Origin of the sequence: Actinacidiphila rubida (assembly GCF_900110255.1) — a bacterium.
GTDB lineage: Bacteria > Actinomycetota > Actinomycetes > Streptomycetales > Streptomycetaceae > Actinacidiphila > Actinacidiphila rubida.
Genome location: NZ_FODD01000013.1, coordinates 1 through 25,651, shown reverse-complemented (window position 1 = coordinate 25,651; position 25,651 = coordinate 1). Strand labels below are relative to the sequence as shown.

General features: G+C 71.4%; 17 protein-coding genes and 1 pseudogene. 11 read left to right on the top strand and 7 right to left on the bottom strand.

Going from position 1 to position 25,651, the window contains the following annotated elements:
- Positions 1-18: 18 nt before the first annotated feature.
- A complete protein-coding gene (locus BMW99_RS14625; RefSeq protein WP_079138211.1) occupies positions 19-1,326 on the top strand; it encodes an MFS transporter in 1,308 nt (435 codons plus the stop codon).
- A 139-nt stretch (positions 1,327-1,465) separates the two neighbouring features.
- Here the strand turns inward: BMW99_RS14625 and BMW99_RS14620 are convergent, their stop codons facing one another.
- Complete coding sequence (locus BMW99_RS14620; RefSeq protein WP_177226076.1) at positions 1,466-5,410, bottom strand: GH92 family glycosyl hydrolase; 3,945 nt, start codon at positions 5,408-5,410, stop codon at positions 1,466-1,468.
- A 238-nt stretch (positions 5,411-5,648) separates the two neighbouring features.
- Between BMW99_RS14620 and BMW99_RS14615 the strand changes: the two genes are divergently transcribed.
- Entirely contained in the window at positions 5,649-6,104 is a 456-nt protein-coding gene (locus BMW99_RS14615; RefSeq protein WP_069467347.1) for a VOC family protein, read from the top strand.
- Between the two features lie 223 nt (positions 6,105-6,327).
- Here BMW99_RS14615 and BMW99_RS14610 read toward each other — a convergent pair whose 3' ends face one another.
- On the bottom strand, positions 6,328-6,807 hold the full coding sequence (locus BMW99_RS14610) for a GNAT family N-acetyltransferase (RefSeq protein ID WP_069465679.1): 480 nt from the start codon (positions 6,805-6,807) through the stop codon (positions 6,328-6,330).
- A gap of 224 nt (positions 6,808-7,031) precedes the next feature.
- On the opposite strand from BMW99_RS14610, the gene BMW99_RS14605 reads away from it, so the two are divergent.
- From BMW99_RS14605 to BMW99_RS14595, 3 genes are all read left to right on the top strand, one after another.
- On the top strand, positions 7,032-7,730 hold the full coding sequence (locus tag BMW99_RS14605) for an HAD family hydrolase (protein ID WP_069465680.1): 699 nt from the start codon (positions 7,032-7,034) through the stop codon (positions 7,728-7,730).
- Between the two features lie 204 nt (positions 7,731-7,934).
- A complete protein-coding gene (locus BMW99_RS14600) occupies positions 7,935-8,588 on the top strand; it encodes a Type 1 glutamine amidotransferase-like domain-containing protein (protein ID WP_069465681.1) in 654 nt (217 codons plus the stop codon).
- Between the two features lie 614 nt (positions 8,589-9,202).
- Positions 9,203-9,697, top strand: a complete 495-nt coding sequence (locus BMW99_RS14595; protein ID WP_176735610.1) for an RICIN domain-containing protein — start codon at positions 9,203-9,205, stop codon at positions 9,695-9,697.
- Between the two features lie 269 nt (positions 9,698-9,966).
- Here BMW99_RS14595 and BMW99_RS14590 read toward each other — a convergent pair whose 3' ends face one another.
- A complete protein-coding gene (locus BMW99_RS14590) occupies positions 9,967-10,737 on the bottom strand; it encodes a class I SAM-dependent methyltransferase (RefSeq protein ID WP_069464992.1) in 771 nt (256 codons plus the stop codon).
- Positions 10,738-11,275: 538 nt separating this feature from the next.
- On the opposite strand from BMW99_RS14590, the gene BMW99_RS14585 reads away from it, so the two are divergent.
- Positions 11,276-14,995: a discoidin domain-containing protein gene (locus BMW99_RS14585; protein WP_075016921.1), complete on the top strand. Its 3,720-nt coding sequence runs from the start codon at positions 11,276-11,278 to the stop codon at positions 14,993-14,995.
- A 76-nt stretch (positions 14,996-15,071) separates the two neighbouring features.
- On the opposite strand, the gene BMW99_RS14580 is transcribed toward BMW99_RS14585, so the two are convergent.
- Positions 15,072-15,989, bottom strand: a complete 918-nt coding sequence (locus BMW99_RS14580) for a DUF6891 domain-containing protein (RefSeq protein WP_075016920.1) — start codon at positions 15,987-15,989, stop codon at positions 15,072-15,074.
- Positions 15,990-16,327: 338 nt separating this feature from the next.
- Here BMW99_RS14580 and BMW99_RS14575 point away from each other — a divergent pair, with 338 nt between their 5' ends.
- Positions 16,328-17,632: a PP2C family protein-serine/threonine phosphatase gene (locus BMW99_RS14575; protein ID WP_075016919.1), complete on the top strand. Its 1,305-nt coding sequence runs from the start codon at positions 16,328-16,330 to the stop codon at positions 17,630-17,632.
- 129 nt (positions 17,633-17,761) lie between these two features.
- Here BMW99_RS14575 and BMW99_RS14570 read toward each other — a convergent pair whose 3' ends face one another.
- A complete protein-coding gene (locus BMW99_RS14570) occupies positions 17,762-18,328 on the bottom strand; it encodes a type 1 glutamine amidotransferase domain-containing protein (RefSeq protein WP_069467383.1) in 567 nt (188 codons plus the stop codon).
- Between the two features lie 361 nt (positions 18,329-18,689).
- On the opposite strand from BMW99_RS14570, the gene BMW99_RS14565 reads away from it, so the two are divergent.
- The 3 genes from BMW99_RS14565 (at position 18,690) to BMW99_RS14555 (ending at position 21,719) form a co-directional block, all read left to right on the top strand.
- Positions 18,690-20,093: an MFS transporter gene (locus BMW99_RS14565; RefSeq protein WP_407640294.1), complete on the top strand. Its 1,404-nt coding sequence runs from the start codon at positions 18,690-18,692 to the stop codon at positions 20,091-20,093.
- Positions 20,080-21,066 carry a cation diffusion facilitator family transporter gene (locus tag BMW99_RS14560; protein ID WP_069465098.1) on the top strand — a complete coding sequence of 329 codons (987 nt, stop codon included), beginning with the start codon at positions 20,080-20,082 and terminating at the stop codon, positions 21,064-21,066. Before BMW99_RS14565 ends, BMW99_RS14560 begins: the two co-directional genes overlap by 14 nt.
- Positions 21,067-21,323: 257 nt before the next feature.
- Positions 21,324-21,719 carry a hypothetical protein gene (locus BMW99_RS14555; protein ID WP_069465099.1) on the top strand — a complete coding sequence of 132 codons (396 nt, stop codon included), beginning with the start codon at positions 21,324-21,326 and terminating at the stop codon, positions 21,717-21,719.
- Positions 21,720-21,735: 16 nt separating this feature from the next.
- Here the strand turns inward: BMW99_RS14555 and BMW99_RS14550 are convergent, their stop codons facing one another.
- Together BMW99_RS14550 and BMW99_RS14545 are read right to left on the bottom strand one after the other, a co-directional pair.
- Positions 21,736-21,921 carry a hypothetical protein gene (locus tag BMW99_RS14550; RefSeq protein ID WP_069465100.1) on the bottom strand — a complete coding sequence of 62 codons (186 nt, stop codon included), beginning with the start codon at positions 21,919-21,921 and terminating at the stop codon, positions 21,736-21,738.
- A gap of 213 nt (positions 21,922-22,134) precedes the next feature.
- Positions 22,135-24,870 (bottom strand): glycoside hydrolase family 97 catalytic domain-containing protein, encoded by a 2,736-nt coding sequence (locus tag BMW99_RS14545; protein ID WP_069465101.1) that lies wholly within the window; start codon positions 24,868-24,870, stop codon positions 22,135-22,137.
- Positions 24,871-25,141: 271 nt separating this feature from the next.
- Here BMW99_RS14545 and BMW99_RS14540 point away from each other — a divergent pair.
- A pseudogene (locus BMW99_RS14540) lies at positions 25,142-25,651 on the top strand (galactosylceramidase); the annotation flags it as partial.

The window sequence follows — 25,651 nt, the reverse complement described above, 5'->3', positions numbered from 1 at the left end:
GAGGATCGGAGTGCCCTGATGTCGACGACATCGGCCCTGAGAACGTCCCCACGGACCACCGCGACCACCGCCCGCCGCTACGGCGCCGGGTTCTGGACCGTCGCCGGGGTGTTCGTGACGGCCATGGCGTTCTCCACCGTGCCCACCCCGCTGTACCCCCTGTACCAGGCGCACGACGGTTTCTCGACGTTCACGATCACTCTCGTGTTCGCCGTCTACGCCGTCGGAGTCCTCACCAGCCTGCTGCTGGCCGGGCACGTCTCCGACTGGCTGGGCCGGCGGAAGGTGATGGCCGCCGCGCTCGGCCTGGAACTGGTGGCCGCCGCCCTCTTCCTGGCCGCGCCCGCGCTGCCGGTGCTGGTGGCCGCCCGCCTCGCCACCGGCCTCGGCGTCGGCATGCTGACCGCCACCGCGACCGCCTACCTGCACGAACTCCACCACGCCGACCGGCCCGACGCCTCCACCCGCAGGTTCGAGATCGTGTCGACGGCGGCCAACATCGGGGGCCTGGGCCTCGGCCCGGTCGTCGCCGGGCTGCTCGCGCAGTACCTCGGGGCGCCTCTCCGCCTGCCGTACGCCGTCTTCGCCGTGCTGCTGCTGGCCGCCGCCGCCGCCCTGGCCATGACCCCGGAGACCGTCACGAGGCCGGCCACACGTCCGGCGTACCGCCCGCAGCGCGTCGGAGCCGGGCGCGGAGAACCCGGGTACCTGGCCGCGTCGGCCGCGGGGTTCACCTCCCTGGCCGTCTTCGGCCTCTTCACCTCGGTCGTGCCCGGCTTCGTGGGCGGCAGCCTGCACCATCCGTCGCGGGCGCTCGCCGGAGTCGTCGTCTTCGCCGTGTTCGGTGCCGCCGCCCTGGCGCAGATCGGCACCAGCCGGCTCGGGGCGCGCACCCGCTGGTACCTCGGACTCGGCGCGCAGGCCGTGGGCATGGCCGTCCTCGCGGCCGGCATGCGCCTCGGCAGTCTGCCGGTGTTCCTGGGTGCCGGGATCACCGCCGGAGTGGGGGCGGGCGTGCTCTTCAAGTCCGCCGTCGGCCACGTGGCCGAGACCGCCGCCCCGGCCCGCCGCGGAGAGGCGCTCGCCGGCCTGTTCCTCGCCTCCTACCTGGGCCTGGCCCTGCTGCCGGTCGGCCTCGGGGCTGCCAGCCTGGCCATGAGCCTGACCGACGCCACCACCTGGTTCACCGTCGTCGTCCTCGCGCTGCTGGCCGCCGTCGCCATCGGAACCCGGCAGTCGGGACCGGGTGCGCGCCCGCACACCGCCGGCGCGCCCCCCGCGTCCTCGCCGCTCGATCCGCCGCGCACTCCGGAGCACCAGGCGTGACGCGTCCTGGCCCCGACCAGCGGCGGGCCCACGGGTCGTGACACCCGTGGGCCCGCCGTCCCGCGCGCCGAAACAACGTGTCCGACCGGCCGGCCGACCGGCCGACCGGCCGACCGGCCGACCGGACACGTGTGCCGTCTCAGTGACGTCCCAGGAACTCCACCTCGGACAGGCTCAGTTGCCCGCCCGCCGGAGGCGCGTCGAAGTCGACGCGCACATACCGGTAACTGCCCGACGCGTTCTGCGGGGTGAACGCCCGCGTCTGCTGCCGCCAGCTGAACTGCTCGGCACTCCTGCGGTCCACCACCGTCCAGTGCGTGCCGTCCACGGAAGCGCTGACCGTCCAGCCCGCCGGGTCGCCGCCGGACTGCGCGGCGCTCGTCAGGGTGTACTGGTCCACGTGCCGCGGCTGGTCGAACCGGTAGGACACGGACGCCGGCCCGGCCGGGAAGGTCGCCGCGGTCGTGGACGTGTCGTCGAACAGCGCCGCCGGATCGGTGCCGCCGCTCGCGCTCGCCTCGCCCCCGCCCGAACCCGTCAGGTCCGCGGGCGGGTTCGCCACCTGCGAGCCCTCGGTCAGCGACGGCGGGGCGTCCGACGCCTTGGTGCCCCACGACGACGGCCGCGGCCCCATCCGGAAGTCGATGCTCCCGCCGCCCGCCAGGTCGGACTGCTGCACGTACGTCCGGTCCGAACCGCGGCCGTTGATCCGCAGCGACTGCACGTAGATGTTGCGGTCCGAGTTGCCGTCCGCCGTGATCGTCAGCTTCTTGCCGCCGATCGGGCTGAGGGTCACCCGGTCGTACAGGGGCGAGCCGATCGCCCACGTCGGCGAACCCGCCTGCAGCGGGTAGAAGCCCAGCGCGTTGTCGATGTAGAACGCCGACATCGAGCCGTTGTCCTCGTCACCGGGAAAGCCCTGCCCGATGGTGCTGCCGGTGAACAGCCGGCTCTCCGCGTCCCGCACGTGCTCCGCCGCCTTCGCGGGCTGACCCACGTAGTCGTACATGTACGGCACGTGCATCGACGGCTGGTCGTTGAACGCCCACTGCCCGATCCGGTCGTCCCGCGACTCGAACATCTCGTGGTACGGACCGAGCCAACTGCCGCCGTACTGAGCGGTCTCCGGGGTCGAGAAGAACGCGTCGAGCTTGTCGGCCAGTCCGGCCCTGCCTCCGTAGAGGTTCGCCAACCCGTTGCCGTCCTCGGGCACTTCGAAGGCGTACGTCCACCCGTCACCCTCGGTGTAGTCCGTGGCGTTCCAGCTCAGCGGGTTGTACGCGGACGGCGACTGCTCGAACGTGCCGTCCGCGTTGCGGGCCTGGAAGAACCCGACGGCCGGGTCGAACAGGTCGACGTAGTGCTGCGCGCGATCCCTGAAGTACGTGTAGTTGTCCAGGTACTCCCGCTGGTGCGGGTCGCCGGCCTTCGCCGTCCGGTACAGCTGCAGCGACATCTGCGAGATGCCGTAGTCCGCCAGGTAGTCCTCCAGCGACACCGACGCGCTCGACCCGGTGGTCTGCGGCGTGTAGCCGAGGAACGTCGCGTGCGGGACGTCGGGACGGCCGTTCAGCCCCGACGAAGGCGTCGTGGCGTCCTTCACCGCGGCCTCGTAGGCGCCGAGCACGTCGAAGTTCGTCACCCCGCGCATATAGGCGTCGGCGATCGCGGCGTCGGAGTTGGTGCCGCTGAACCCGAGATAGCCGGGGGCGGTCCACTGGCCGATCCAGCCGCCGTCACGGTACTGCTGCACGAATCCGTCGATCATCTCGCCGGTCAGCTTCGGGTACAGCAGCGAGTCCAGCGCCCACGCGGTCCGGTAGGTGTCCCAGAAGCCCTCGTTGGCGTACGGCTTGCCCTCCTTGACCGCCGAGCCGGTGGACGTGTCCGTCTGCTGCCCGGTCCCGGGCGAGTACGGGCTGGCGTACTTGAACACCGGGGCGGCCGCGGAGCCCGTGTTCTCGAACAGCTCGTTCGGGTAGAGGTTCAGCCGGTACAGGCTGGAGTACAGGCTCACCTGCTGGTCCTGGCTCGCACCGCCGACCTGCACGACGCCCAGCGCGTCGTCCCACGCCTTCTGCGCCGCCGCGTGCACCTGGTCGAAGCCCGCGCCGCCGATCTCCAGGTCCAGGTTGTGCTTCGCCTGGTCCAGGCTGATCGCCGAGGTGGCCACCCGCATCGTCACCTGGCGGTCCGCACCCAGGTCGAAACCCGCGTAGCCGCTGACCTTCGCACCGCCGCCGCCGGGAAGCGTGCCGCTGCCCGTCATCGGACGGTCGAAGACCGCGTACACGAACATCCGAGGCGCGCCCCAGAACCCGGCCACGTCCGTGTAGCCGCTGACGACGCCGTTCGCGCGGTCGATGGTCAGCCCGCCGTTGTCGTTGATGTTGTCGAAGATCAGGCTGCCGCTGTCGGAGGGAAACGTGAAGCGCATCTCGGCCGCGTGGTCGGTGGGCGTCATCTCCGCCCGCAGCCCGTTGTCGAACGTCACGGCGTAGTAGTCCGCCCGGGCCGTCTCGTGGGCATGGCTGAACGGCAGGGCGCGCGCCGCCCGGTCGGCCGTGGCCGGAGCCGCGGACGTCGACGGCATCACCTGCCACGTCTGGTGGTCCTGCACCCAGATGCTCGGCTCGTGACTGAGTGAGAACGCCTGCAACTCCGGCTCGTTGGCGGCGTTGTTGCCGCGCTGGTAGGCGTAGATCGTGCCGGTGCTGCCCGCGTCCGTCACCGGCGTCCAGAAGTTGAATCCGTGCGGAAGCGCCGTGGCCGGAACGTCGTTGCCGCGCGAGTAGTCACCCGAGGAGTTGGTGCCGCGGGTGGTGATCACGCACGTCGACGGGTGCGCGCAGTCGTCGGACGGCGGCGCGTCGGCGACCTGCACGTCGTCCAGCCAGCCGGAGAAGTGCGCGGGCCCGCCGGGGTTGTCGTAGCCGACGAGGACGCGGGTGATGGTCTTGCCGGCCGCGACCCTGCCGATGTCGGCGAGGACCTGGTTCCACTGGTCGGTCTGCAGCACCTTCGCCTGGCCCTGGCCGCGCGGGCTCAGCGCCTTGCCGTACTGGTCGGTGGCGCCCAGCGAACTGAGGTAGGTGCCGTCGCTGAACGCCAGGTCGACCGAGGCGAACGAGCTCGGGTAGCCCTGGTCCTTGCCGGTCGACTCCGGGAAGATGTCGTACGACAGCTGCGTGTCGTGGTGCACGGGGATCGACACCTGGTACATGCGGTCCCGCGCGGTGCCGTGGGCGTCGAGCGCCCAACCGGCGTAGTGCAGCGCGTGGGTGCCGGTGAAGCCCACATGCGTCTTCGCCGTCGGGCTGGACGCCGGGCCGTCACCCGTCGACGCTGTCATGCCCGTGGCCGCCGACGGGGCTGCGGCCAGCGCCAGTTCACCGACCTGCGTGTGCCCGTCCCCGTGGTTCGCGGTGACCGCGAGCCGGTACCGGTCGTACGCCCCCGGGTGGTGCACGCTGAACAGGCGTGTCTCGGAGCGCCCGTTGAACGTCTGCCCGCTCTCGGTGTCCACGGTCTGCCAGTGCTGACCGTCCGTCGACCCCTGCAACGTCCAGGAACCGGGGTCGCGTTCCGGCCAGTCGGATGCCGACGACAACGAGTAGGTGGTGACGCGCGCGGCGGCCTTCAGCGTCAGTGTCAGCTGCGGCGTCGTGCTCGCCGCCTGCCACGACGTGCCGGTGTCGCCGTCGGTGGCCCGCGCGGCGCCGTGGTCCGGCAGTACCTCGTCGCTCGCGGTCACCGCGGAAACCGAGGCCATCACCGAACCGGGCAGGCCCGCACCGGTGTCGGGGTAGACGCCCGACACCGCGGGCCGCCCGCCGGTGGAGTCGGCCGTGTCCTGCCAGTCGGGAGCGGGATCGGCCGGCTCGAACGACGTCGCGAACGCGGTGTGCGCGGGAGCGTCCGCCGCCTGCTGTGCGAGGGCGCCCTGCACCGGCAGCACGGACAGCACGGCGCCGGCGAGGGCCGCGGCCGTGACGGTGATCGGGTGTCTCGGATGTCTGGAACGGTGCTTCCAGGAAGGGTGCTTCCAGGAAGGACGCCGTCCCCGTCGAGCGGGCTGGGCCACGTCCGGGCTCCTTGATGTCTTACGTTGACAGACAACGTTGTCATCCCCGCGGGTCGCCTGCGGCGAGCATTGGGGGAGGGGTGGGTGTGCCGTCGTCGTCGAACGTGAATCGGTTCAAGTGACGAGGGTTCAGTGTTGCGGTGGGGTTCGGGTTGTGTCAACGCTTTGGGTTTGCTGGGCCGGGTGGGGCGGGCCCTGGCGCTTGAGGGGTGTCAGACCTGTCTGGGACGGTCAGCGCATGGACATGATGCTGCAACTGGCCATCGACTGCTCCGATCCGCAAAGAATGGTGGCGTTCTGGGCGGAGGCCCTGGGCTACGTGCCTGAGCCTCCGCCGGGCGGCCACGCCACATGGCGTGCTTACTGGGCGGCGATGGGGGTGCCCGAGGCGGAGTTGCCGGCCGGTGCCGGAGATGTTCCGGAGTCGATCGTCGACCCCGCGGGCCGCGGTCCGAGGGTGTGGTTCCAGCCGGTTCCGGAACCGAAGGTCGCCAAGAACCGGTGGCACTTCGACCTGAAGGTCGGTGGGGGCCGCGACGTTCCGCTCGACGTCCGCACGCAGCGGGTCAAGGCCACGGTGGAACGGCTGGTCGCGGCTGGTGCCACCGTGCTGCGAATCAACGACGAGCCTGACATGGGGCAGTACGCCGCCGCCATGCAGGACCCCGAGGGCAACGAATTCGACGTCGTCTGAGGGTTGTTGCGTCGGCGCTGGTCACAACCTCCCGGTTCTCAGCGCCGACCAGGGCGGTCAACCGGCTGACGTGGCTTCTGGCCCCGCTCAACGGCCGGGCGCAGCCTGGTGGTGAACCCCACCGAACATCCGGGCCCGTGGCCGCGAGCCTCGTCAAGGACACCGGCGGGTGGCTCGCGCGGGTCGAGAAGGAACGTGCTGGTCGGTGCTGTGTCCTCGACCGTCAGGATCCGTCTGTCTGCACCATGCTTCGGTACACCGCCCGTTGGAGAAGCTGCCGAGACGACTCGAAGCCCAGCCGTTCGTACACCGGCACTGCCGTGCGGCCGGAGTGGACCGTCACGCGAACGGACCCGAGGGATGTCGCATGCTCCGCCGCAGCCTCCACCAGCGCCGAGCCGATCCCCTGGCCGCGCTGCTCCGGCATGACGAAGACGCTCTGGATGTCTGCGGACAGCCGACTGGTCGCTCCAGGTCTCGGTACACGAGGGACGAGCGCGACCCAGGCCATACCGACGATCTCCGGTTGAAGAAGCCGAGCCACGAACGCCAAGTGCGACTGCCGGTTTGCAGCCCACCACTGCGCGAGCTCCACCGCGAACGCGTCAACGGACCGCTGATCTGGCTTCTCTTTGCGAGTGTCCAGCCACAAGAGCCGGGCCAAGTCCGCGACGTCGTCCGTATTCGCCGGGCTGATGATCACAAGGTGAGTCTACCGAGTGCCGTGGAGCCGAAGCGGCCGACGGCCGTCCGTCAGGATTTCCCGGGCGTCCTCCTCCGCTCCGCACCCAGTGAGGTTTTCTCAACGGAGATCATTTCTTGGCGGTCGTCGAGGGCAAGCACCGTGCGCGATGCGCCGTGATTGACTGCTCGAACGCCCCGTGGGAACCTCCTCGTGATCTTGGACCTCCTTGCCTCAGGGGAGACATGCCGTTCTTCAAAGCCGTCCTGTTCGACTGGGTGGGAACGCTCATCGTCCCCAAGTGGGGTCCTGCCGAGGGGCGTCCGAGAGGTGCCTCGTGGATAGAGCGTTCGATGCGGCAGCTCGGACGTGATGCGTCGGAGCTGCAGGTGCGGCGGATCAGCTTGGCGTTGAGCACGGCGAGCGAGCGGCCGGACGTCCAGCAGGGCTGGTTCCGGGCTGACGCGTCCCCCGAGTCGCACCGCCAGGGCTACAACCGCTGGGTGAACGCTGCCGGTATCGACTCTGCGCTGGCTCAGGAGATGTACGCGGCGTTGTCCGACCCCACTGATGCTCGTTTTGCCGTCGACGCCGAGCCTACTTTGAGAACCCTGAAGGCAGCGGGGTTGAAGTTGGCGGTTGTCAGCGACATCCACTTCGATCTCCGCCCGGGTTTCGTCAAGAATGGCCTCGGCGGGTACATCGACCATTTCGTGCTCTCCTTCGAACATGGCATCTGCAAGCCTGATCCCGCTATGTTCCGCCTTGCCCTGGACGCGCTCGGGGTGCAGTCCTGCGAGGCACTGATGGTCGGCGACCGCTCTGGCTACGACGGCGCCGCTGTCGAGGCCGGGGTAGCGACCCTGCTCGTGCCGCCGCTGACACAGGTCTCCCAGGCACGGCTGCACCTCGTGTCCGCGGCCTGCGGCATCTCCTCCCCCTGACGGCTCCGCCCGCAGACCGTTCTTCCATTTCCAGGACCGCCGCTGACCGGAGGCAGGGCATTCCCCCTCAGCCGGAGGCAGACGACCCCGGAGCGGCCTGATGCCTCCGGAGATGCGAGGCCGAGGGCGTGTCGGTGGACGCCGAGGTCGACGACGGTACGGTGTCAACGGCGTTCACTGTGTCGCCTGTTCAGGGGGTGGAACGTGCGGCTGCTTCTGACTTCGGCCGGGATCAGCAATCCGAGCATCGAGGGTGCGCTGGTCGACCTTCTGGGCAAGCCGATCGCCGAGTCCAGTGCCCTCTGTATCCCCACTGCCGGTTACGGGAGTTCGTTCGGGCCGGTCGGGCCGTGGCGCTTCATCCGGGGGGCCGATCTGGGCTGGAGGTCCGTAGGAGTCCTGGAGCTCACCGCGCTGCCCAGTATCGACCAGGAACGTTGGGTCCAGTGGGTTCGGGAGGCTGACGTCCTTCTGGTGAACGGCGGCGACGTCATGTACCTGAACCACTGGATGCGGACGTCCGGGCTGGCGGATCTCCTGCCGTCCCTGCCGGAACTGGTCTACTTGGGATTCAGCGCCGGGAGCCTGGTGTTGACCCCGCGCGTCGGTGCGGAGTTCCTCGACGGGAAGCCGCTCACCGGTGACGACCGCGCGCTCGGGACAGTCGACTTCTCGATTTTCCCGCACCTGGATCACCCGGACCTGCCGGAGAACACCATGGCCGCCGCGGAGCGGTGGGCGGCCGGGATCGCCGCTCCGGCCTACGCGATCGACGATGACACCGCCATCAAGGTGGTCGCCGGAACCGTGGAAGTCGTCTCCGAGGGGCACTGGAAGTACTTCACCCCAGTGTCGTGAGCGTCGGTTGCCGACCGAGCGACAGGCGCCGGCCATGCACCTCGTCGGCGTCACCACGGCGATGTTCGACGGGCCGCCTGGGAAGTCCGAACACCATCGGTCGGCTCTGGCGCTACGGCTGCTCGTCACGCACAACATCGCCAAGACCACCCGGGTCATCCGCGGCACACACGAACGCGCCCTCCTGATCTGGGACATCCCCGACCGCGCACGCCTACCAAAAATTGGAAGCCGACTTGGCCGAGGGGGAGTCAAAGACGGTAGCCCACCGCGTACTCGTCATCGAGCAGAGGGTAGGGGCGTCGTGAGGTGCTACTGGTACATGGACTGCTCTAGGACGGATCAAGGCCGAACCCAGGACGGTAGCCCTTAGCCTCGATCTTGCTCAACGGCCCGCCAGTTGACGTGACCGAACGTCATGCAAGGTCGAGATCAACCGTTCCAGTCGGGCTTCGGCGGACGATTTCCCTGCCCTGCGTCAGGGCCTCTCGCTCGGCTTCAAGCGCAACTGGCGATCCGCCGCGCCTGCATCTGGCAGTCGCATCAGCGAAGGGATCTGTATGTCAACAGCGCTCACTCCACGGATGAGGAACCGCCGGTGGTACGTCCTCGCGGTGGGCTTCCTGGCATCCGTCGCGCTCTGTACAAGCACGGCCAGCGCTTCTGCCTCGACCCGCCAGCTGGTTACAGTGTGGAACAAGCACTCCAACCTCTGCATGTCCGTGCCCGGTGACAAGATCAAAGCCGGAGCGTTGGTCAACCAATACGATTGCGGGTACTACCCGGACCAGTATTGGAATCAGGAAACCTCGGACAGTCATCAGGGTTGGTTCTATTTTCAGCCTCAGCAAGACAACACCTTGTGTGTGACGTACGCGCCCGGAAGCACCGCTCAGCTTACGCTTCAGTATTGCGGCACGAATGCGGCGAACGGGAATGTGAACACGCAGCTCTGGCTTTACAACCCGACGGCCGAAGACTTGGCTACCGTGCAAGGCTGGGCCATGTCTGTTCCCGGAGCCTCCACGATAGTAGACCCGATCAATATTTATCCGTACGGCCCATACCCCGACCAGTCCTGGTTCGTCATCAACGAGCCTGAAGTCTAGAACTCCAGCACTGTTTTGTGCCCTATGCGGTGGAGGGGCGGAGATCGGTCGTCGGAAGTGGCTCCGGCGGTCCGTGGCCCGGTGGGGTCTGTGCCAGGCCGACGACATCCGTACGACAGCGGTAGGCCCTGTGATCCGAACGGACGATCGGAAATGTCGAGCCGCCCCATGGAGGGCTGTCGGCCGGGGCCGACACGGCCCGGCTGGACCGTCGGGCCGGCCGGCCCGATCGAGGTCCGTGCATGCCGAGGCCTGGTTGGACCCCGGCGTCAAGCAGGGGTAGCCGCGGCGAGGAAGACGTAGGCCGTCATCGGGGCGGTGACGGGGCCCGGGCCCAGGCGGGCGGTCATCTCCTCGATGACGGTGGCCCGAACGCCCGGGCTGTCGCCGCGTTCGTGGATCGCGGCGGACACCGGAGTGCCGGTGAGGAAGCCGGTGGCGACGTCGGCGGTTGACGCGGCCCGGCCCTCCAGTGCGAGTTCCCGGTCCTCCTCGACGGCGAAGCCGGCGGCGGCCAGGTCGGCGGTCACGAGGGCGGGGTCGGAGTAGCCGTGGGGGATCGCCGGGAGGAACCGCGGCGGGTCGGAGGGAAAGGCCCGTTCAAGGCCGGCCTGTACGGCCGCTCCGAAAGAGTGCGCGCTGAGCGGCCCCCAGGTGTTGAACAGGAACCGTCCCCCCGGAGCGAGCACCCGGCGGATCTCCGCGTAGGTCGCGACCCGGTTCGGGAAGAACATCACGCCGAACTGGCAGACCACCAGGTCGAAGCTGCCGTCCGGGAACGGCAGCCGCTGCGCGTTCGCCTGCCGCCATTCGGCTTCCGGGGCGCGGGCCGACCCGAACACGACCATGGCCTCGTTGAGATCGGTGGCCGTCACCGCGGCCGACGGTGCCGCCGCGAGGAGGTGCGAGGTCAACACACCTGTTCCTGCCGCGAGTTCGAGGATCCGCTCGGGGCGGAGTGTCGCCGCCCGGGCCGCCAGGTCCTCGGCGAACGGCCGGAAGACCACCGGCACCAGATACTGCTCGTAGGCCACCGGCATGGACTCGGACCATCGCCGGTCGGCGTCGATTCCCGTCACGCTCAACACGGTAGCGCCGCCCCGGGGAACTCCCCTCTCGCCGCGCCGCCCGCCCTCACGCGGAACTGCCCGGTTGCCGAACCGTGCGGGGCGGCGCGCATCTCGGTCCACCCGCGCCCGCACGTGTCCACCCGCGCCCATCCGCGTCCGCACGCGAAAGCAGCCACGTCTCCCATGAGTTGAGGCGGGCGGCGACACCCGCCACAGGCGCCATCCCCGTGCCTACGCCATCGTCAACGCCCTCCGCGGGGAGCCCGGTTGGCGACGTCGCGGAACAACGGCGAGCGCAGGTGGACGAGATGTGGGGCGGCGCCGGGACCCGGGTCCGGAGGAGACGGACCGGCGGACGGGGTGAAACGGACGTCGGGGCAGACCTCTTGACGCCGAGCGGCGAGCGAACCAGCATGGTGCGCGCTCAGTCAGACAACGTTGTCAGTCAACGTTGTCATTTCTGCGCGCACCAGCGATCCGCCGTGCTGATCACGACCAAGGAGCCCTGATGTCCGACGACACCAGCGAGGACAACCGCCGAGCGTCCGGCGGCCTTTCGCGCCGCGGCATGCTGCGTTCGGGCGCCGCCGTGCTCGCGAGCGTCAGCCTGGCGGGCGTGTTCGCCGACCAGGCGGCCGCGGCCGCGCCGGTGCCGGCGGGAGGCGGGCCGGCCGGCGGGGGATCCGCCGGGGGCGACCTCGCGCTTTACCGGCCGGTGACGGTCTCGTCCACCGCGTACGGGCCCGTACCGGGCAGCTTCGTCACGGACCGCATGGCGCAGTCCGGGCCGAAGGGGAGCGGGTGGCGGGCGGCGGACACCGACGGGCCGCAATGGGTCGCGGTGGACCTGCAGGGGCCGTGCCGGGTGACGTCCGTCGTGCTGGTCTTCGAGGCCGCCGAGGGCGACGCCGTGTACAAGCCGGCCGACGACGTCAACCCCCGCAACGGCACGACCGGTTGGGAGGTGCTGTCCAGTTACGCGACGTCGTTCAGGATCGAGGCGTCGCAGGACGGGAAGAGCTGGACGCCGGTCCAGGAGGGGACGACGGGCACGGGCGGCTCGGTGGAGGTGGTGCTCGACACACCGGTGACCACCCGGTGGATCCGCATGGTCGGCACCGCACTGTCCAACCCCAACCCGCTCGGCCTGAACTCGTTCCAGGTCATCGGGACCGCGCTGGGCCACCGGCCGGGCGCCGAGGGGTGGACGGAGTGGACCAGTGGCGGCCGGCCGGTGCCGCCGCTGCAGGTCGCCGGTGACGGCACCGTGCCCGTCGAGTCCGGCTGGAACCTGACGCTCGACGAGTTCGCCGGCAGCACGGACGGCGCTCGTCTCTCGGCCTCGGGCGTGGACACGTCGCGCTGGCTGCGCGCGGAGGTGCCGGGCACGATCCTGGCGTCGCTGGTCGCCGAGGGGCACCTGCCCGACCCGGTGAGCGGCTTCGGCAACCTGGAGGTCCCCGAGGCGCTGAGCCGTAACTCGTGGTGGTACCGCAGGACGTTCCGGCTGCCAGACGGCTTCGGCGGCCACGGCCGGACCCGTGTGTGGCTGGAGCTGGACGGCATCAACCACCAGGCGGAGATCTGGCTCGACGGTTCCAAGGCCGGCGATCTGGCGCACCCGACCGCCCGCGCCGCCCTCGACGTCACGGCACAGCTGTCCGGCGCGAAGGCCGGCGGCGCCGAGCACGTGCTCGCCGTGCGGATCGACCCGATGCTGTTCCCCGGCAACCCGGGCGACAAGGGGGCCGACGGCAGTTCGTACGCCGACGCGGGCTCCGCCATCATGATGCGCAACAGCCCCAATCTGCTGGCCGTTTCGGGGTGGGACTGGATGCCCGCCGTGCGCGACCGCGTGATGGGCATCTGGAACCATGTGCGGCTGCGGGCGACCGGGGACGCCGTTCTCGGGGACGTCCGGGTGGACACCGTGCTGCCCGGCTCGCCCGACCGGTCGATCGCCGAGGTGACGGTCACCGTGCCGGTGCGCAACGCCGCGGCGGCCGCCCGCACGGTGACGGTCGAGGCCCGGCTGAACGGTGTCAGGGTCCGCAAGGACGTGCAGGTGGGCGCCGGGCAGAGCGTCGACGCGGTGTTCGCGCCCGCCGACTTCCCGGCGCTGCGCCTGAGGAACCCGCAGCTGTGGTGGCCCAACGGCTACGGTGAGCCGACGCTGCACGACCTCCAGGTGTCCGCCGCTGTCGGCGGCACCACGAGCGACAGCCGGACGGTGCGTGTCGGCCTGCGGGAGATGGCGTACGCGTCGGAGAACCCGATCACCTTCGAGCCCGGTGCCAACCACGTCGAGCAGACCGTGGACATCCCGGCGCAGCAGGCCCGTTACGTCCGCATCCAGGGCGGCAAGCGCGCCACCGGCTTCGGCATCTCGCTGTGGACGCTGTCGGTCGTCGACAGCGCCGATCCGGGCACCGACTTCGCCCTGCACGGCGCGGCCACCGCGTCGTCCAACGACAACGGCTCCGACACGCCCGGCAACGCGGTCGACGGCGACCCGCAGACCCGCTGGTCGTCGAACTACACCGACAACCAGTGGATCCAGGTCGACCTGGGCCAGTCGCGGTCCTTCGACCGGCTCACGCTGGTGTGGGAGACGGCGTACGCGCTGACGTTCACCGTGCAGGTCTCCGACGACGGCAGTACCTGGACGGACGCGCTCGCCGTCGACAACCGGCCGCACCAGCTGCAGATCAGCGTCAACGGCGTGAGGGTCATGTGCCGTGGCGGGAACTGGGGTTGGGACGAGCTGCTGCGCCGCATGGGTGGCGGCCGCATGGAGGCGGTCGTCGGCATGCACCGCGACATGAACTTCACGATGATCCGCAACTGGATCGGCAGCAGCAACCGCGAGGAGTTCTTCGCCCGTTGCGACGAGAACGGGCTGCTGGTGTGGAACGACTTCTGGAACGCGTGGTTCCTGGACCCGCCGAACCACGCGCTGTACCTGGATCAGGTGCGGGACACGATCCTCCGCTACCGCTCGCACCCGTGCATCGCCGTCTGGTGCGGTGCCAACGAGGGCACGCCGTCCGGGGAGATCGACCAGGGCACGGCGAACGCGGTCGCTGCCGAGCACCCGGGTGTCCGCTACGTCAGCAACTCCGCGGCCGGCGTGGTCGGCGGCGGCGGGCCGTACGCGTGGATCGACCCGAAGCAGTACTACTCCGCGCAGACGTACGGGGCCGGCACGTTCGGCTTCCACACGGAGATCGGCATCCCGACGGTGTCGGTCGCCGAGAGCATGCAGAACCTCGTCGGCGACGAGGACGGCTGGCCGATCAGCACTGTGTGGAACTACCACGACTGGTCGACCAAGGGGAACCAGTACCCGCAGAACTACAAGGCGGCCATCGACGAGCGGCTGGGGGAGTCCTCGTCGCTGGAGGACTTCGCCGCCAAGGCCCAGTTCGTCAACTACGAGTCCATGCGCGCCATGTTCGAGGCGTGGAACGCCAACCTCTGGAAGGACGCCAGCGGTCTGCTGCTGTGGATGTCCAACCCCGCATGGCACAGCACCGTCTGGCAGACCTACGACTACGACCTCGACGTCAACGGCAGCTACTACGGGGCTCGCAGCGGGTGCGAGGCGCATCACGTGCAGGCGGATCCGCGCAGTTGGGACGTGCTGGCCGTCAACCACACCGCGGACGCGGTGAAGGGCGCGGTCGTCACCGCCGAGGTGCTGGACCTGTCTGGCCGCAGGCTGGCGGCGCCGCAGCGTCAGAGCGTCGACATCGCCGCGTCCGCGACGGCTCCGGCGTTCACGGTCGCGGCGGCCGGCGCGAGCGGTTCGGTCCGGCTGGTCCGTCTCCGGCTGACCGGTGCGGACGGTTCGCCGCTGTCGGAGAACACGTACTGGCAGGTCGACCAGCCCGCCGACCTCAAGGCGCTCAACAGCCTCTCCGGGGCGGCGGTGCGCGTGACGCGTGGCCGCGTCACCACCGGGGCCGACCGCCTGACGGTCACCGTCACCGTCCGCAACGCCGGCACCTCCGTCGCGCCGATGGTGCGCCTGTCGCTGCGCGGCCACCACGCCGGGCGCCGTGTCCTGCCGGCCGAGTACTCCGAGAACTACCTCTGGCTGTTCCCCGGCGAGCAGCGCACGGTCACCATCTCCTGCCCCCGATCCGCCGCCCCGGACCCCGCCGACCTGGAGGTCACCGCCCAGCCCTACGCCCAGCCCCCCACCTCCGACCGCACCCCCCACTGACCCGCCGACCCGCCTGACCCCGGCCCTCCGCCCACCGGCGGGGAGGCCGGGGCGCACGGGCCGGGTCGTTTCCGGGCTAGCCGACGAGGCGGCGGCGCCAGTCGAGCGGGGTGACGTTGATGGCGCTGGACGGGTCCCGATCCCATTCGGTACGGAGGCCGGCCGCTTCGAGGGCGGTCACGACCTCGTGCCCGACGGCCAGGGTGGTCTCCGACGATCCGTCGAAGCCCCCGTAGAGCAGCGTCAGCCCGTGGCCGGCCGCGGCGGAGTCCGTGCACTGGGTGTGGAAGTAGACGAAGCCACGGGCGCCCGGCTCGGACTCGCCGCCGATCTCGGACTGACCGCAGCTGCGGCAGCACGCGAAGTTCTCCCGAGCCGTGATACCGGACACGCTCAGGGCACTGAACGCGCGCGTGAGCCGTTCGGGGTCGGTCTCGCCCTGCCACGTGGCCTGTTCCGCCACCCGCGCCAGCCACAACCTGTCGGCCAGGGCTCCCGCCTGCTCGCGCGAGACGGGCCGGCGGTCCTTGGTGACCAGATATTCCTCGGCGATCTCCGTCAGCTCGGCGCGAGAGGCGTAACCGCCGACCAGCACTTCGCGGACCCGCTGCTCCAACTCCTCGCGTTCGGTCGCATCGAGGTCCAGCGGAGGCACCTCGGGAGCGGGGTCCATGTCCATCAGCGACCAGTCCATGCCCGCGTGCCAGCTCGTCTCCGCCCCGGCCCAGCGGGAGAGGGCCGCGATCACAGCAGCGGGTCCGTCGGCCGTTGCCTGGAAGTGGCGGCCCGGGTCGCCGTCGCGGTACTCCAGCGTGTAGTCACCGCCGGCCACATGCCAGACCTGGGCGAACACGTGGGGCAGGTCCGGGATCCGCTGGAGCACCAGGAACCGGTCATGGTCGCCACCGATCCGCTGCACCAGCCCGGCCAGCACTTCACCGGACACGCGGACGTGCCGCTCCCGGTTCTCCGTCTCCACCACGATCTCGAGCATGCGCAGACTCTGGCACACCCCTCTGACACCATCGCCACACCCTGACCCCCAAGCCGACGGCGCGACGGCGGACTTGGCGGGTTCGGGCGCCAGGGGAGCGGGGGCTGGGGGCGGTTGGGATCGTGGGGTGGGGGCGAACCGATGGCGTGCGGGTACGGGGGGCGGGGGGTGAGGTCCGGCAGGGGGCGGGCGCGGCGGGGTGTGGTCGCGCCGGAGGGGCTGAACAGTGCAAAGGTGGTGGGGAGGGTCTGAGTCCCGCTGCTCCTGGGTGTCCGGTGCGCCCTCGGCCGGTGCGTGGCGGAACGGGGCGCGACGGGCCGGTGGTGGGAGGTGGTCTGGTGGATCGCGGCGAGGCCGACGTCGCCGTTCAGGCTGCGCTGAGGCGGCTGACGCTGCTGAACGAGGCCGCGGTGGTGCTGTCGAGCACGCTGGACGCGGTCGAGGGGCTGCAGCGGGTGAGCCGCGTGCTCGTACCGGCGCTGGCCGACTGGTGTGTCGCGGACCTGATGGACCCGGACGGCCGGGTCGAGCGGGTCTGCGTCGTCCACCGCGATCCCGAGGTGGACGTGTCCGACCTGGCCGGCACGATGCCGCCGCTGCCGGTCGAGCCGACCGGCCCCCTGTCGCGTGTCCTGCGCGGCGCCGGTACCGCGCTGCTGACGGAGGCCGACGTCCCCCGGGTGGAGGAGGCCGCCGATTCGTTCCACGCCGTGAACCTGAAGCTGTTCGAGCAGCTGGGCGGCCACACGCTGATCGTGGCACCGTTGCGGGTCCGCGGCCGGGTGCTGGGCGCGCTGACCGCGGTCCGCGGGGCCGACCGCCCCCCGCTGGAGGAGCCGGACCTGGCCCTCGTCGAGGACCTGGCGCACCGGATCGCCCTCGCCGTGGACAACGGTCGCCTGCACGCGGAGACGCAGCACATCGCCGAGCGCCTCCAGCGCTCCCTGCTGCCCGACCTGCCCTTGGTGGAGGGGCTGCAGATCACCGCCCGCTACGTCCCCGCGGCCGACACCGCGCAGGTCGGCGGCGACTGGTACGACTGCTTCGTGCTGCCGGACGGCGACACCGCGCTGATCATCGGCGACATCACAGGCCATGACCTGCAGGCGACCGTGACGATGGCGCAGGTCCGGAACATGCTGCGGGGGATCGCCTGCGACCGGATGGAACCGCCGGCCCGGATCCTGCGGCGCCTCGACCTGGCCATCACCGTCCTCTACGGCCTGCGAACCGCGACCTGCGTGTACGCGCTGGTCAAGGGGCCGGTGGGCGGACCGTACCGGCTGATCTGGTCGGCGGCGGGCCATCCCCCGCCGCTGCTCGTCACGTTCGACGGGGAGACCCGCTACCTGCAGGGCGGTCACGGCATGATGCTGGGCGTCGACGCGGACGACGAGCGTGAGGGTGCCGAGACCGACCTGCCGGCCCGGTCCACCCTGCTGCTCTACACCGACGGGCTGGTCGAGCGCCGCGGCGAGAGCCTGGACCACGGGCTGACCCGGCTGCGTCAGCGCGCCGCGGCCCTCAGCCGCTACGGCGTGGACAGGATGTGCGACGAGCTCCTGGAGAGCCTGGCCGCGGACTCCCACGACGACGTCGCGCTCCTCGCATTGCGCCTGCCGCGTACGCCGCCGCCCGCGTGAGGCCCGTGAGGCCCGTGACGCCCGTGACACCCGTGATGCCCGTGATGCCCGTGACACCGTGACGTCCGTGAGGGCAGGGATGCCGGCCCGCGCCTCGGCCCAGCGCCGCACGCGAGCGCGGCACCCGCGTCAGGGCGACGTGATGAGCGCCCGTTCCGTCTCGCGCAGGAAGTCGTCGAGGTCCTTCGGCGTGCGGGAGGTGATCAGCGTCCAGCCGCCGGTGTCGTCGCTGACCACCGACTGGTCCACCCACGCGCCTCCCGCGTTGAGGATGTCCGTGCGCAGGGACGGGTAGGAGGTGAGCGTCTTGCCGCGCACGGCGCCCGCGTCGATCAGGGTCCACGGGCCGTGGCAGATCGCGGCGACGGGACGCTCGGTCTCGACGAACGCCCGGACGTCTGCCACGGCCCTGTCGTCCTGCCGCAGGGCGTCGGCGTTCAGCGCGCCGCCGGGGATGAGCAGCAGGTCGTACGGCGTGGGGTCGGCGTCGGCCAGGGTGGTGTCCGGCCGTACCGTCTTGCCCGGGTCCCGGTCGTCGACCAGGGTCCGCACGGGCTCGCTGTCGACCGCGGCGACGTCGACGGTGGCGCCGTTGTCGCGCAAGTGGCCGACGGGGACGAGGAGTTCGTCCTGCTCGACGCCGTAGTTGGTGACGATCGTCAGGACACTGCGGCCTTTGAGGTCGTTCGCTGCCATGGTCATGCCTCTCGCACACTGCTCGCACCGCTGAGGCGGGCCGCCGGGCGGCTCGCCCGTGGCAGTCGGATCCCCTACGGCTGCCCGGGGCCGGGCCGGGGAAACCGCATCCGCCCGGCCCCGTGCGCCGGCGCGGGCCGCCGGGCGCTCCGCGCCGGCCGATCGCCCCGGAGGTGAGTCAGGCGCCACCCGCCGGGTACGCGCGCAGGAGCGGCCCGTCCCATCAGGGAACTCTTCGAGGAGGAGGCAGCCCGTGGCCTCGACACGCACCCCGGCACCCAGCGGGCATCAGGCGTCGCAGGGGGAGCCCGGCGAGGCGCGGCGCTGGCCCGCGCTGGCGGTGTGCCTCACCGCCGGCTTCATGACGCTGCTGGACGTGAGCATCGTCAACGTGGCGTTGCCGTCCATCCGGACCGGGATCGGGGCCTCGCAGAGCGGGCTGCAGTGGGTGCTGTCCGGCTACGCGCTGGCGTTCGGCCTGGTCCTCGTGCCTGCGGGACGGCTGGGGGACGTGCGCGGACGCCGCGCGGTGTTCATCGCGGGCCTGGTGCTGTTCACCGTCGCCAGCGCCCTCGCAGGAGCCGCCCAGAACGAGGCGTGGCTGGTCGCGGCGCGCCTGCTCCAGGGCGTGGCGGGCGGGTTGCTCGTGCCCCAGGTGTCGGGCTTCATCCAGCAGATGTTCCGCGGCGCCGAGCGAGGACGGGCCTTCGGGCTGCTGGGCGCCACCATCGGGGTGTCCACCGCGATCGGGCCGCTGCTCGGCGGCCTGCTGATCCAGGCGTTCGGCCCGCACGAGGGCTGGCGCTGGGTGTTCTACGTCAACCTGCCGATCGGTCTCGCGGTGCTGCCGCTGGCCCGGCGGCTGCTGCCCGGGCCGCCGCCGCGCGAGGGCGGCGCCGCGGCCGGGCGCAGCGACCTCGACCCGGTCGGTGTGGCCCTGCTCGGCGCCGGGACCGTCGTGCTCCTGCTGCCGTTCGTCCAGGAGCAGCAGTGGCGCGGCGCGGGCAAGTGGCTGCTGCTCGTCCCGGCCGCCGCGCTGCTGGCCGGGTTCGCGGCGTGGGAGCGGCACTACGGGCGGCGGCGTGAGCCGCTGGTGAACCTGAAGCTGTTCCGCCAGCGGTCCTACGGCCTCGGCACGCTGCTGTCGCTGCTGTATTTCGCCGGCTTCACCTCGATCTTCTTCGTGCTGACGCTCTACCTGCAGAACGGCATGCACTACTCCGCGCTGGAAGCGGGTCTGTCGATCATGCCCTTCGCGGTGGGGTCGGGCGTGGCGGCCGCGGTCGGTGGCCGCGTGGTGACCCGCATCGGGCGGCCGCTGGTGGCCGGGGGCCTGGTCATGGTGGTGATCGGGCTGCTGGGCACCGTGCTCGCCGTGCACCTGGACACCACGCGCTCGATCGGCCTGGTGACCGCGGGACCCTTGCTGTTCGCCGGGCTCGGCAGCGGCCTGGTCATCGCACCCAACCAGACGATCACGCTCAGCGAGGTGCCGGTGGCCCGCGCCGGCAGCGCGGGCGGTGTCCTGCAGACCGCCCAGCGCATCGGATCGGCGGCGGGCATCGCGGCGGTCGGATCGGTTTTCTTCTCCAAGGCCGGCGGCGGGCACGGCGACTGGTCCGGCGGCTTCCAGGCCGGTCTCATCACGTCCACGGCCCTGGCCGCCCTCGCCCTGGTCATCGCGCTCGTCGACGTCTTCACCGGAACGGGAGACACCCCGGGCGGCACGCCCGGTCAGGGAGGGGACGGACATGAAGGACCGTGAACCGGTGCCGCCCGCGCGCGGCCGGGACCGGGGCACCCGCGACTCCGTGCTCGCCGCGCTCGGGGCCAATCTGGTGATCGCGGTGGCCAAGACGGCCGCCGGCCTCTTCGCGGGCTCACCGGCCCTGCTGTCGGAGGCCGCCCACTCGGTGGCCGACAGCCTCAACGAGGTGTTCCTGCTGACCTCGCTGCGCCGCAGCCGCCGCGCTCCCGACAGCGAGCACCCGTTCGGCTACGGCATGGAGCGCTACTTCTGGGCGCTGCTCGCGGCCGTCGGGATCTTCGTGCTCGGCGGCTGCTTCTCCTTCTACCAGGGCGTGCGCGCGCTGCACGGCACCGAGCACGAGACGCATACCGGCTACGTCGTCGGTCTGGCCGTGCTGCTGGTCGCGGGCGTCGCCGAGGGCGCTTCGCTGGCGAAGGCGTTGCGCCAGGCACGCCGCGTGCAGGCGGAAGGCGCCGGGCCGCACCGGGTGCGCGACCCGGCGCTGCGGACGGTGATCGCCGAGGACGGCACCGCGGTGGTCGGTGTGGTCCTCGCCGCGATCGGCATGGTGCTGCACCTGGCCACCGGCAGCGGCGCGGGTGAGGCCGCCGCGTCGATCGCGATCGGAGTGCTGCTGATGGGCGTCGCCTTCGGGCTCGGACGCACCGCGCACCGCCAGCTGATCGGCGCGGCCGCGGACCCGTCCCTGCGCGCCGAGATCGAGGACATGCTCGCCCGGCAGCCGGAGATCGACACCGTCGAGGAACTGCTGACCCTGCGACTCGGGACCGAGTCCACGCTGGTCGCCGCGAGGATCGATCTCGTCGGCGGCATGGACAGCGAGCACGTCGAGGAGGTCAGCCTGCGTATCAGGCAGGCCGTCGAGAACCGCTGGCCGACCGCTGACCACGTCTTCCTCGACATCACCGACGCCCCCACCGAGCGGCGGCGCAAGGAGGCCGCCCAGCGCGCCCGCCGGACGGTCTGAGCGGGCGCCGCGCCCCGTTCGCGCCGCGTCGGGGCTGAGGGCGACGGGGCGGCGGCGAGGGCCGGACTGCCGCTCCCTGCGCGGCCGTTCGGCGGCGCGGGCGGTCGTGTCCGGCGGGTCCGCGACAGACGGCGCCGCGCGGCCGGGCGGCCGTCCGGGCCGCCACGCCACACCCCGCACGGCGCCCGCCGACTTCCTCCGGCGCGCATGTTTGGTCAAAGGTCCGTCGGGCAGGTGCGGGCGTGGAAGTGAGAGTGGTGAGGGAAGACACGGACGCACAGCATCCGGCCGGCGTCGGCCGGCCGCCCATCGACGACTACGACCACATGACACTGCGCGGCGTGGAGAGCCGCCTGGGGACGCTCGGCGAGGACGACCTCGAGGACCTCGTGCGCTACGAGTGCGCGCACCAGGACCGGACGCAGGTGATCCGCCTGCTCACCGCCCGGTTGCAGCGCCTGCGCGAGACGCGCAGAAGCCCGGGGCCACGCCCCGGGCGTTCGGGGGCGGCCTCGGGCTCCGGCGGATACGGTCCGGCGCCGGCGGCGTCGTACCCCGGCCGTTCGCTGCCGGACGCGTCCGCCGCGTGCGCGCCGGAGACCGGGCGCCTGCCGCCGCCCCGGGATCCCCGGGCGCGCCGGCCGGCGCGGTGACCCCGAGCGCGGCGCCTCAGCGGCGCCACCGGCGTCTGCCGTTGGTGGACCTCGGGACGCCGAAGCCCGCCAGATGCAGCGCCACGAAGAACGCACCCGCGACCAGCAGGCTGAACGGCGTGAACGCCGCGTCGGTGTGCGTGCTCGTGACGTTGAGGAGATAGGCGATGGCCAGGATGACGGCGCCTACGGCTGCCAGCATGTTCGTGCCTCCTTGACGCGGCCGGCGGCTGGCCGGCGCTCCGGTCGGGCGCCCCGTGCGCCCTCACCGTTCTGCTGCCCTCGAACCGCCCCTTGACGCACGCCAGTTCGGGCGAGCGCCCGCACGGTCGCACGCGGCACGGCCGGACCCTCCACGAAGGAGGGCCCGGCCGTGTCGCGGGTGTCAGACGGTGCCTGCCCGTGCCTGCCGGTGTCAGTCGGCGCAGCTGAGCTGGGCCAGTCCCCAGTCCGCGTGGTCGAAGTTCTTCCCGTCGCCGCCGTCACCGACGACCAGGGCGAGGGTGTGGACGCCCGTCACGTCGGCGGTGAGCTCGACGGCGGGCTGCCCTCCGCGTACCACGTCGCTCGCGGCCAGCTGCCGTCCGTCGCCGAGCACCGTGAAGGTGACGCTGCCCTGTCCGGCGACCTCGTCGTCCACCCCGACCCGGGCCTCGAAACGCGTACAGCGGCCCTGGACGTCGATGTCCACCCGGGCGTCGGCGTTCATGCCCAGACCCTTCGCGTACACCGTGCCGTCGATGGTCAGCGGGCCGCCGTCCTGCGCGCCGGTCTCGCCGTTGGAGCGGTCGCGCTCGACCGGTCCCCAGCCGTTGGTCTCGGTGAGGAACGGCTGGTCGCTGGCGTAGACGGTGCCGTGCAGCGGGATCGCCACCGTGACGACCTGCTCGACGTGGACCGGCGGGGCGCCCTTCCCCGCGGGGTTGGCGTACTCCGCCCAGACGGGCACCTCCACGGTGCCGCCCGGCTGGTCCTTGCCGACCGTCACCGTCCAGTGGCCGTCGAGCACCTTCCCGGCGGGCAGCGAACCCGCGGTCACGTCCGGGCCGGACGCGGACCAGCCCGCGGGGAGCCGGCCGCGGTCCACCGTCATGTGCACCAGGTGCAGCGCGTCGCCCTGCGGCAGTGTGAACCGCGCGTCGACGGCCACGCTCGTTCCCGGGGCGGCGGTGGCGCTCGACGGATCGAGGGTGAGCGTCGTGGCGGGCGCGGTGACGACCTTCTCGTCGCAGTCGGTGCGGCCCTTGAGGGCCGGGCAGGCGAGGGCGGCGAAGCCGCCGTTGTCCGCGGCCGCGACGGTCAGGGTGTCGGCGGAGGTCACGGTCCGCACGGTGCGCCGGAGTTGGCCGCCGCCGTCGGCGCCGGGCGTGTCCTCGACCGTCTCCAGCAGCCACGGGCCCTTGCCCAGGAAGCCCAGCGGTGCCTTCATGGTGTCGCCGGTGCCGGCCAGGATGCCGCCGAGGAACCAGCGGTCGCCGCTGCGCCGGGCCATGACGACCTGCCGGTCGCCGGCCGCCTGCTGCTCCGGGCCGCCGGACACCAGACGGGTCTCGTCCCAGGTCGTGGGGAGCTGGTCGAGGTAGTCCTCGGCGACGGGCTGGGTGGCGAAGCCCTCGGGCTTGTCGCCCAGGCTCGTCCAGCCCGACTCGAAGACCACGGGCAGGGCCAGTTCACGCGCCGCCGTGTCCTGGCGGCCGGGACGGGAGAACCAGGTCGGGGTGTAGTCCATCGACCCGACGACGTTGCGCGTGAAGGCCAGGAAGATGTCGCGGGTCGGGTTCTGCCCGTTCTCCTCGCCGCGCACCGCCTCCACGCTCATCACCTGCGGCCACGTGCGCTGCAGGCCGCGCGGAATCGTCGCGCCGTGGAAGTCGATCATGAGCTTCAGCTTCGCGGTGTCCTTGAGGATCGCGTCGTACCACTGGAACGTCGACTGCGAGTCGGAGTACATGTAGTCGACCTTGACGCCCGCGACACCCCAGGCCTTGACCTTCGGCAGCCACGCGTCGCGCTGCGCCTGGGTCCTGAGGTCGTTCCAGTCGAACCACAGCAGCACGTCGACGCCGCGGGCCCGCGCGTAGCGGACCAGCTCCGGCACCCAGCTCGCCTGCCATCCGGCGTCGACGAGCGTGTACTCCAGGCCGTGCGCGGCCGCGTAGTCGACGAAGTCCTTCTGCCGGTCGACGTTCCCGGGGCTGTTGCCGTCGCTCAGCCACGACCAGTCGTCGACGCCCGGACGGATCCAGGACGTGTCCTTGACCTGCGACGGGGGCGCCAGGTCGTCCACGAGGGTCGACCCGACGACGGTGTCCAGGCCGCCCACGATCGCGGTGCGCCACGGGGTCGCCAGCGGTCCCGGCGCGGTGACCGCGGCGCCGTCGGCCAGGGCCACGTGGTACGACGAACTGCCGGCCTGGTGGTCGAGGTGGCTGCCGGAGTACCGGCCGTCGACGTCGGCCTCGGTCAGCAGCACGTAGGTGCCGCCGACGGCGAAGAGCGTCGGGTAGCCGAACGAGCAGGTGTCGCCGTCGCAGGTGGCGGGCTTCGCCTCGTTGGCCGCGCCCGCGGTGGTCTCGGTCCTCTCGGTCTCGTAACTCGGCTGGTACGGCTGCACCCACGCCTTCGCGTCCGTCGGCACCTCGAACGTCGAGGCCTCCTGTTCGACCGTCACCTGGCCGGGGCCGTCGAGCTGGTAGCGGTAGGCGACGCCGTCGGTGGAGACCCGCACGACCACGCCGAGGCGGGCGCCGTCGGCGCCGGTGAAGGTGAGCGTGGCCTCGCGCATCGTGGCCGAACGCTGGAGCCGCTTGCCCGTGGTCATCCGGTACGACTCGTGGACCGTGCGGTCCGTGCGGCCGGTGAAACGCAGACCCGTCGTCAGGTCGTGCTGGTCGGTGCGGATCCCGAGCCGGCCCGGCAGCAGCACCGGTGCGCCGCCCCGGTCCACCGCCAGCCGCAGGTCGCCGTCGGCGTCCAGGCCGAGTTCGGCGCTCAGCGCGGAACCGCCGGGCCCCGCGACCGTCCAGCCGCTCGCGGCACCCTGCTCGGCGGCGGACGGTGCCGCGGCCGCGACGGCCAGCCCGCCGCTCGCCAGAGCCGCCACGGCCACCCCGGCGACCGCCCGCCGGGCCCGTTGCCATCGTCGTCCCATCGGTGTCCCCTCGCCCTGGATCAACAACTTCGCACGCATCCAAACGAAACGGGTCACATGACAGTCGCTCAGGACAACGATGTCAAGGCTTCGCGCAGGCGTCCCTGGCGCGCTCTCGCGGGCACGGACGCGACTCTGGAGGGATACCTCCCTCCGTGTCGGCTTTCAATTCTGTTCAATCATGTGACTCCTGCGCGCCCATTGACCCGGAATCAAACACGAGGCCACACTGACGCCCGTCTTTCCCGAGCGAACGAAGGGTGGCCCGCGCATGCCCAGGACAATCCTCGCGGTCCGAAGACTCGCCCCGATGTGGATCCTCGCGCTGCTCGCGGCCCTGCTGGCGGTCAGCGGCGCGCCGGCACAGGCGGCCCAGGACACCTCCGTGGTCGTGGACGGAACGCAGGGCGGCCGCACGTTCGACGGGATCGGTGCGATCAGTGGCGGCGGGGGCAACTCCCGTTTGCTGCGCGACTATCCGGCGGCCCAGCAGTCGCAGATCCTGGACTACCTGTTCAAGCCGGGGTACGGCGCGAACCTGCAGATGCTGAAGCTGGAGATCGGCGGCGACGCCAACTCCACCGACGGCTCCGAGCCTTCGGTCGAGCACACCCGCGGCCAGGTCAACTGCGACGCCGGGTACGAGTTCTGGCTCGCCGAGCAGGCCGAGGCCCGCAATCCGTCGATCAAGCTCTACGGGCTGGCGTGGGCCGCCCCGGGCTGGATCAACGGCGGGTTCTGGTCGACCGACACGATCAACTACCTGATCTCCTGGCTCGGT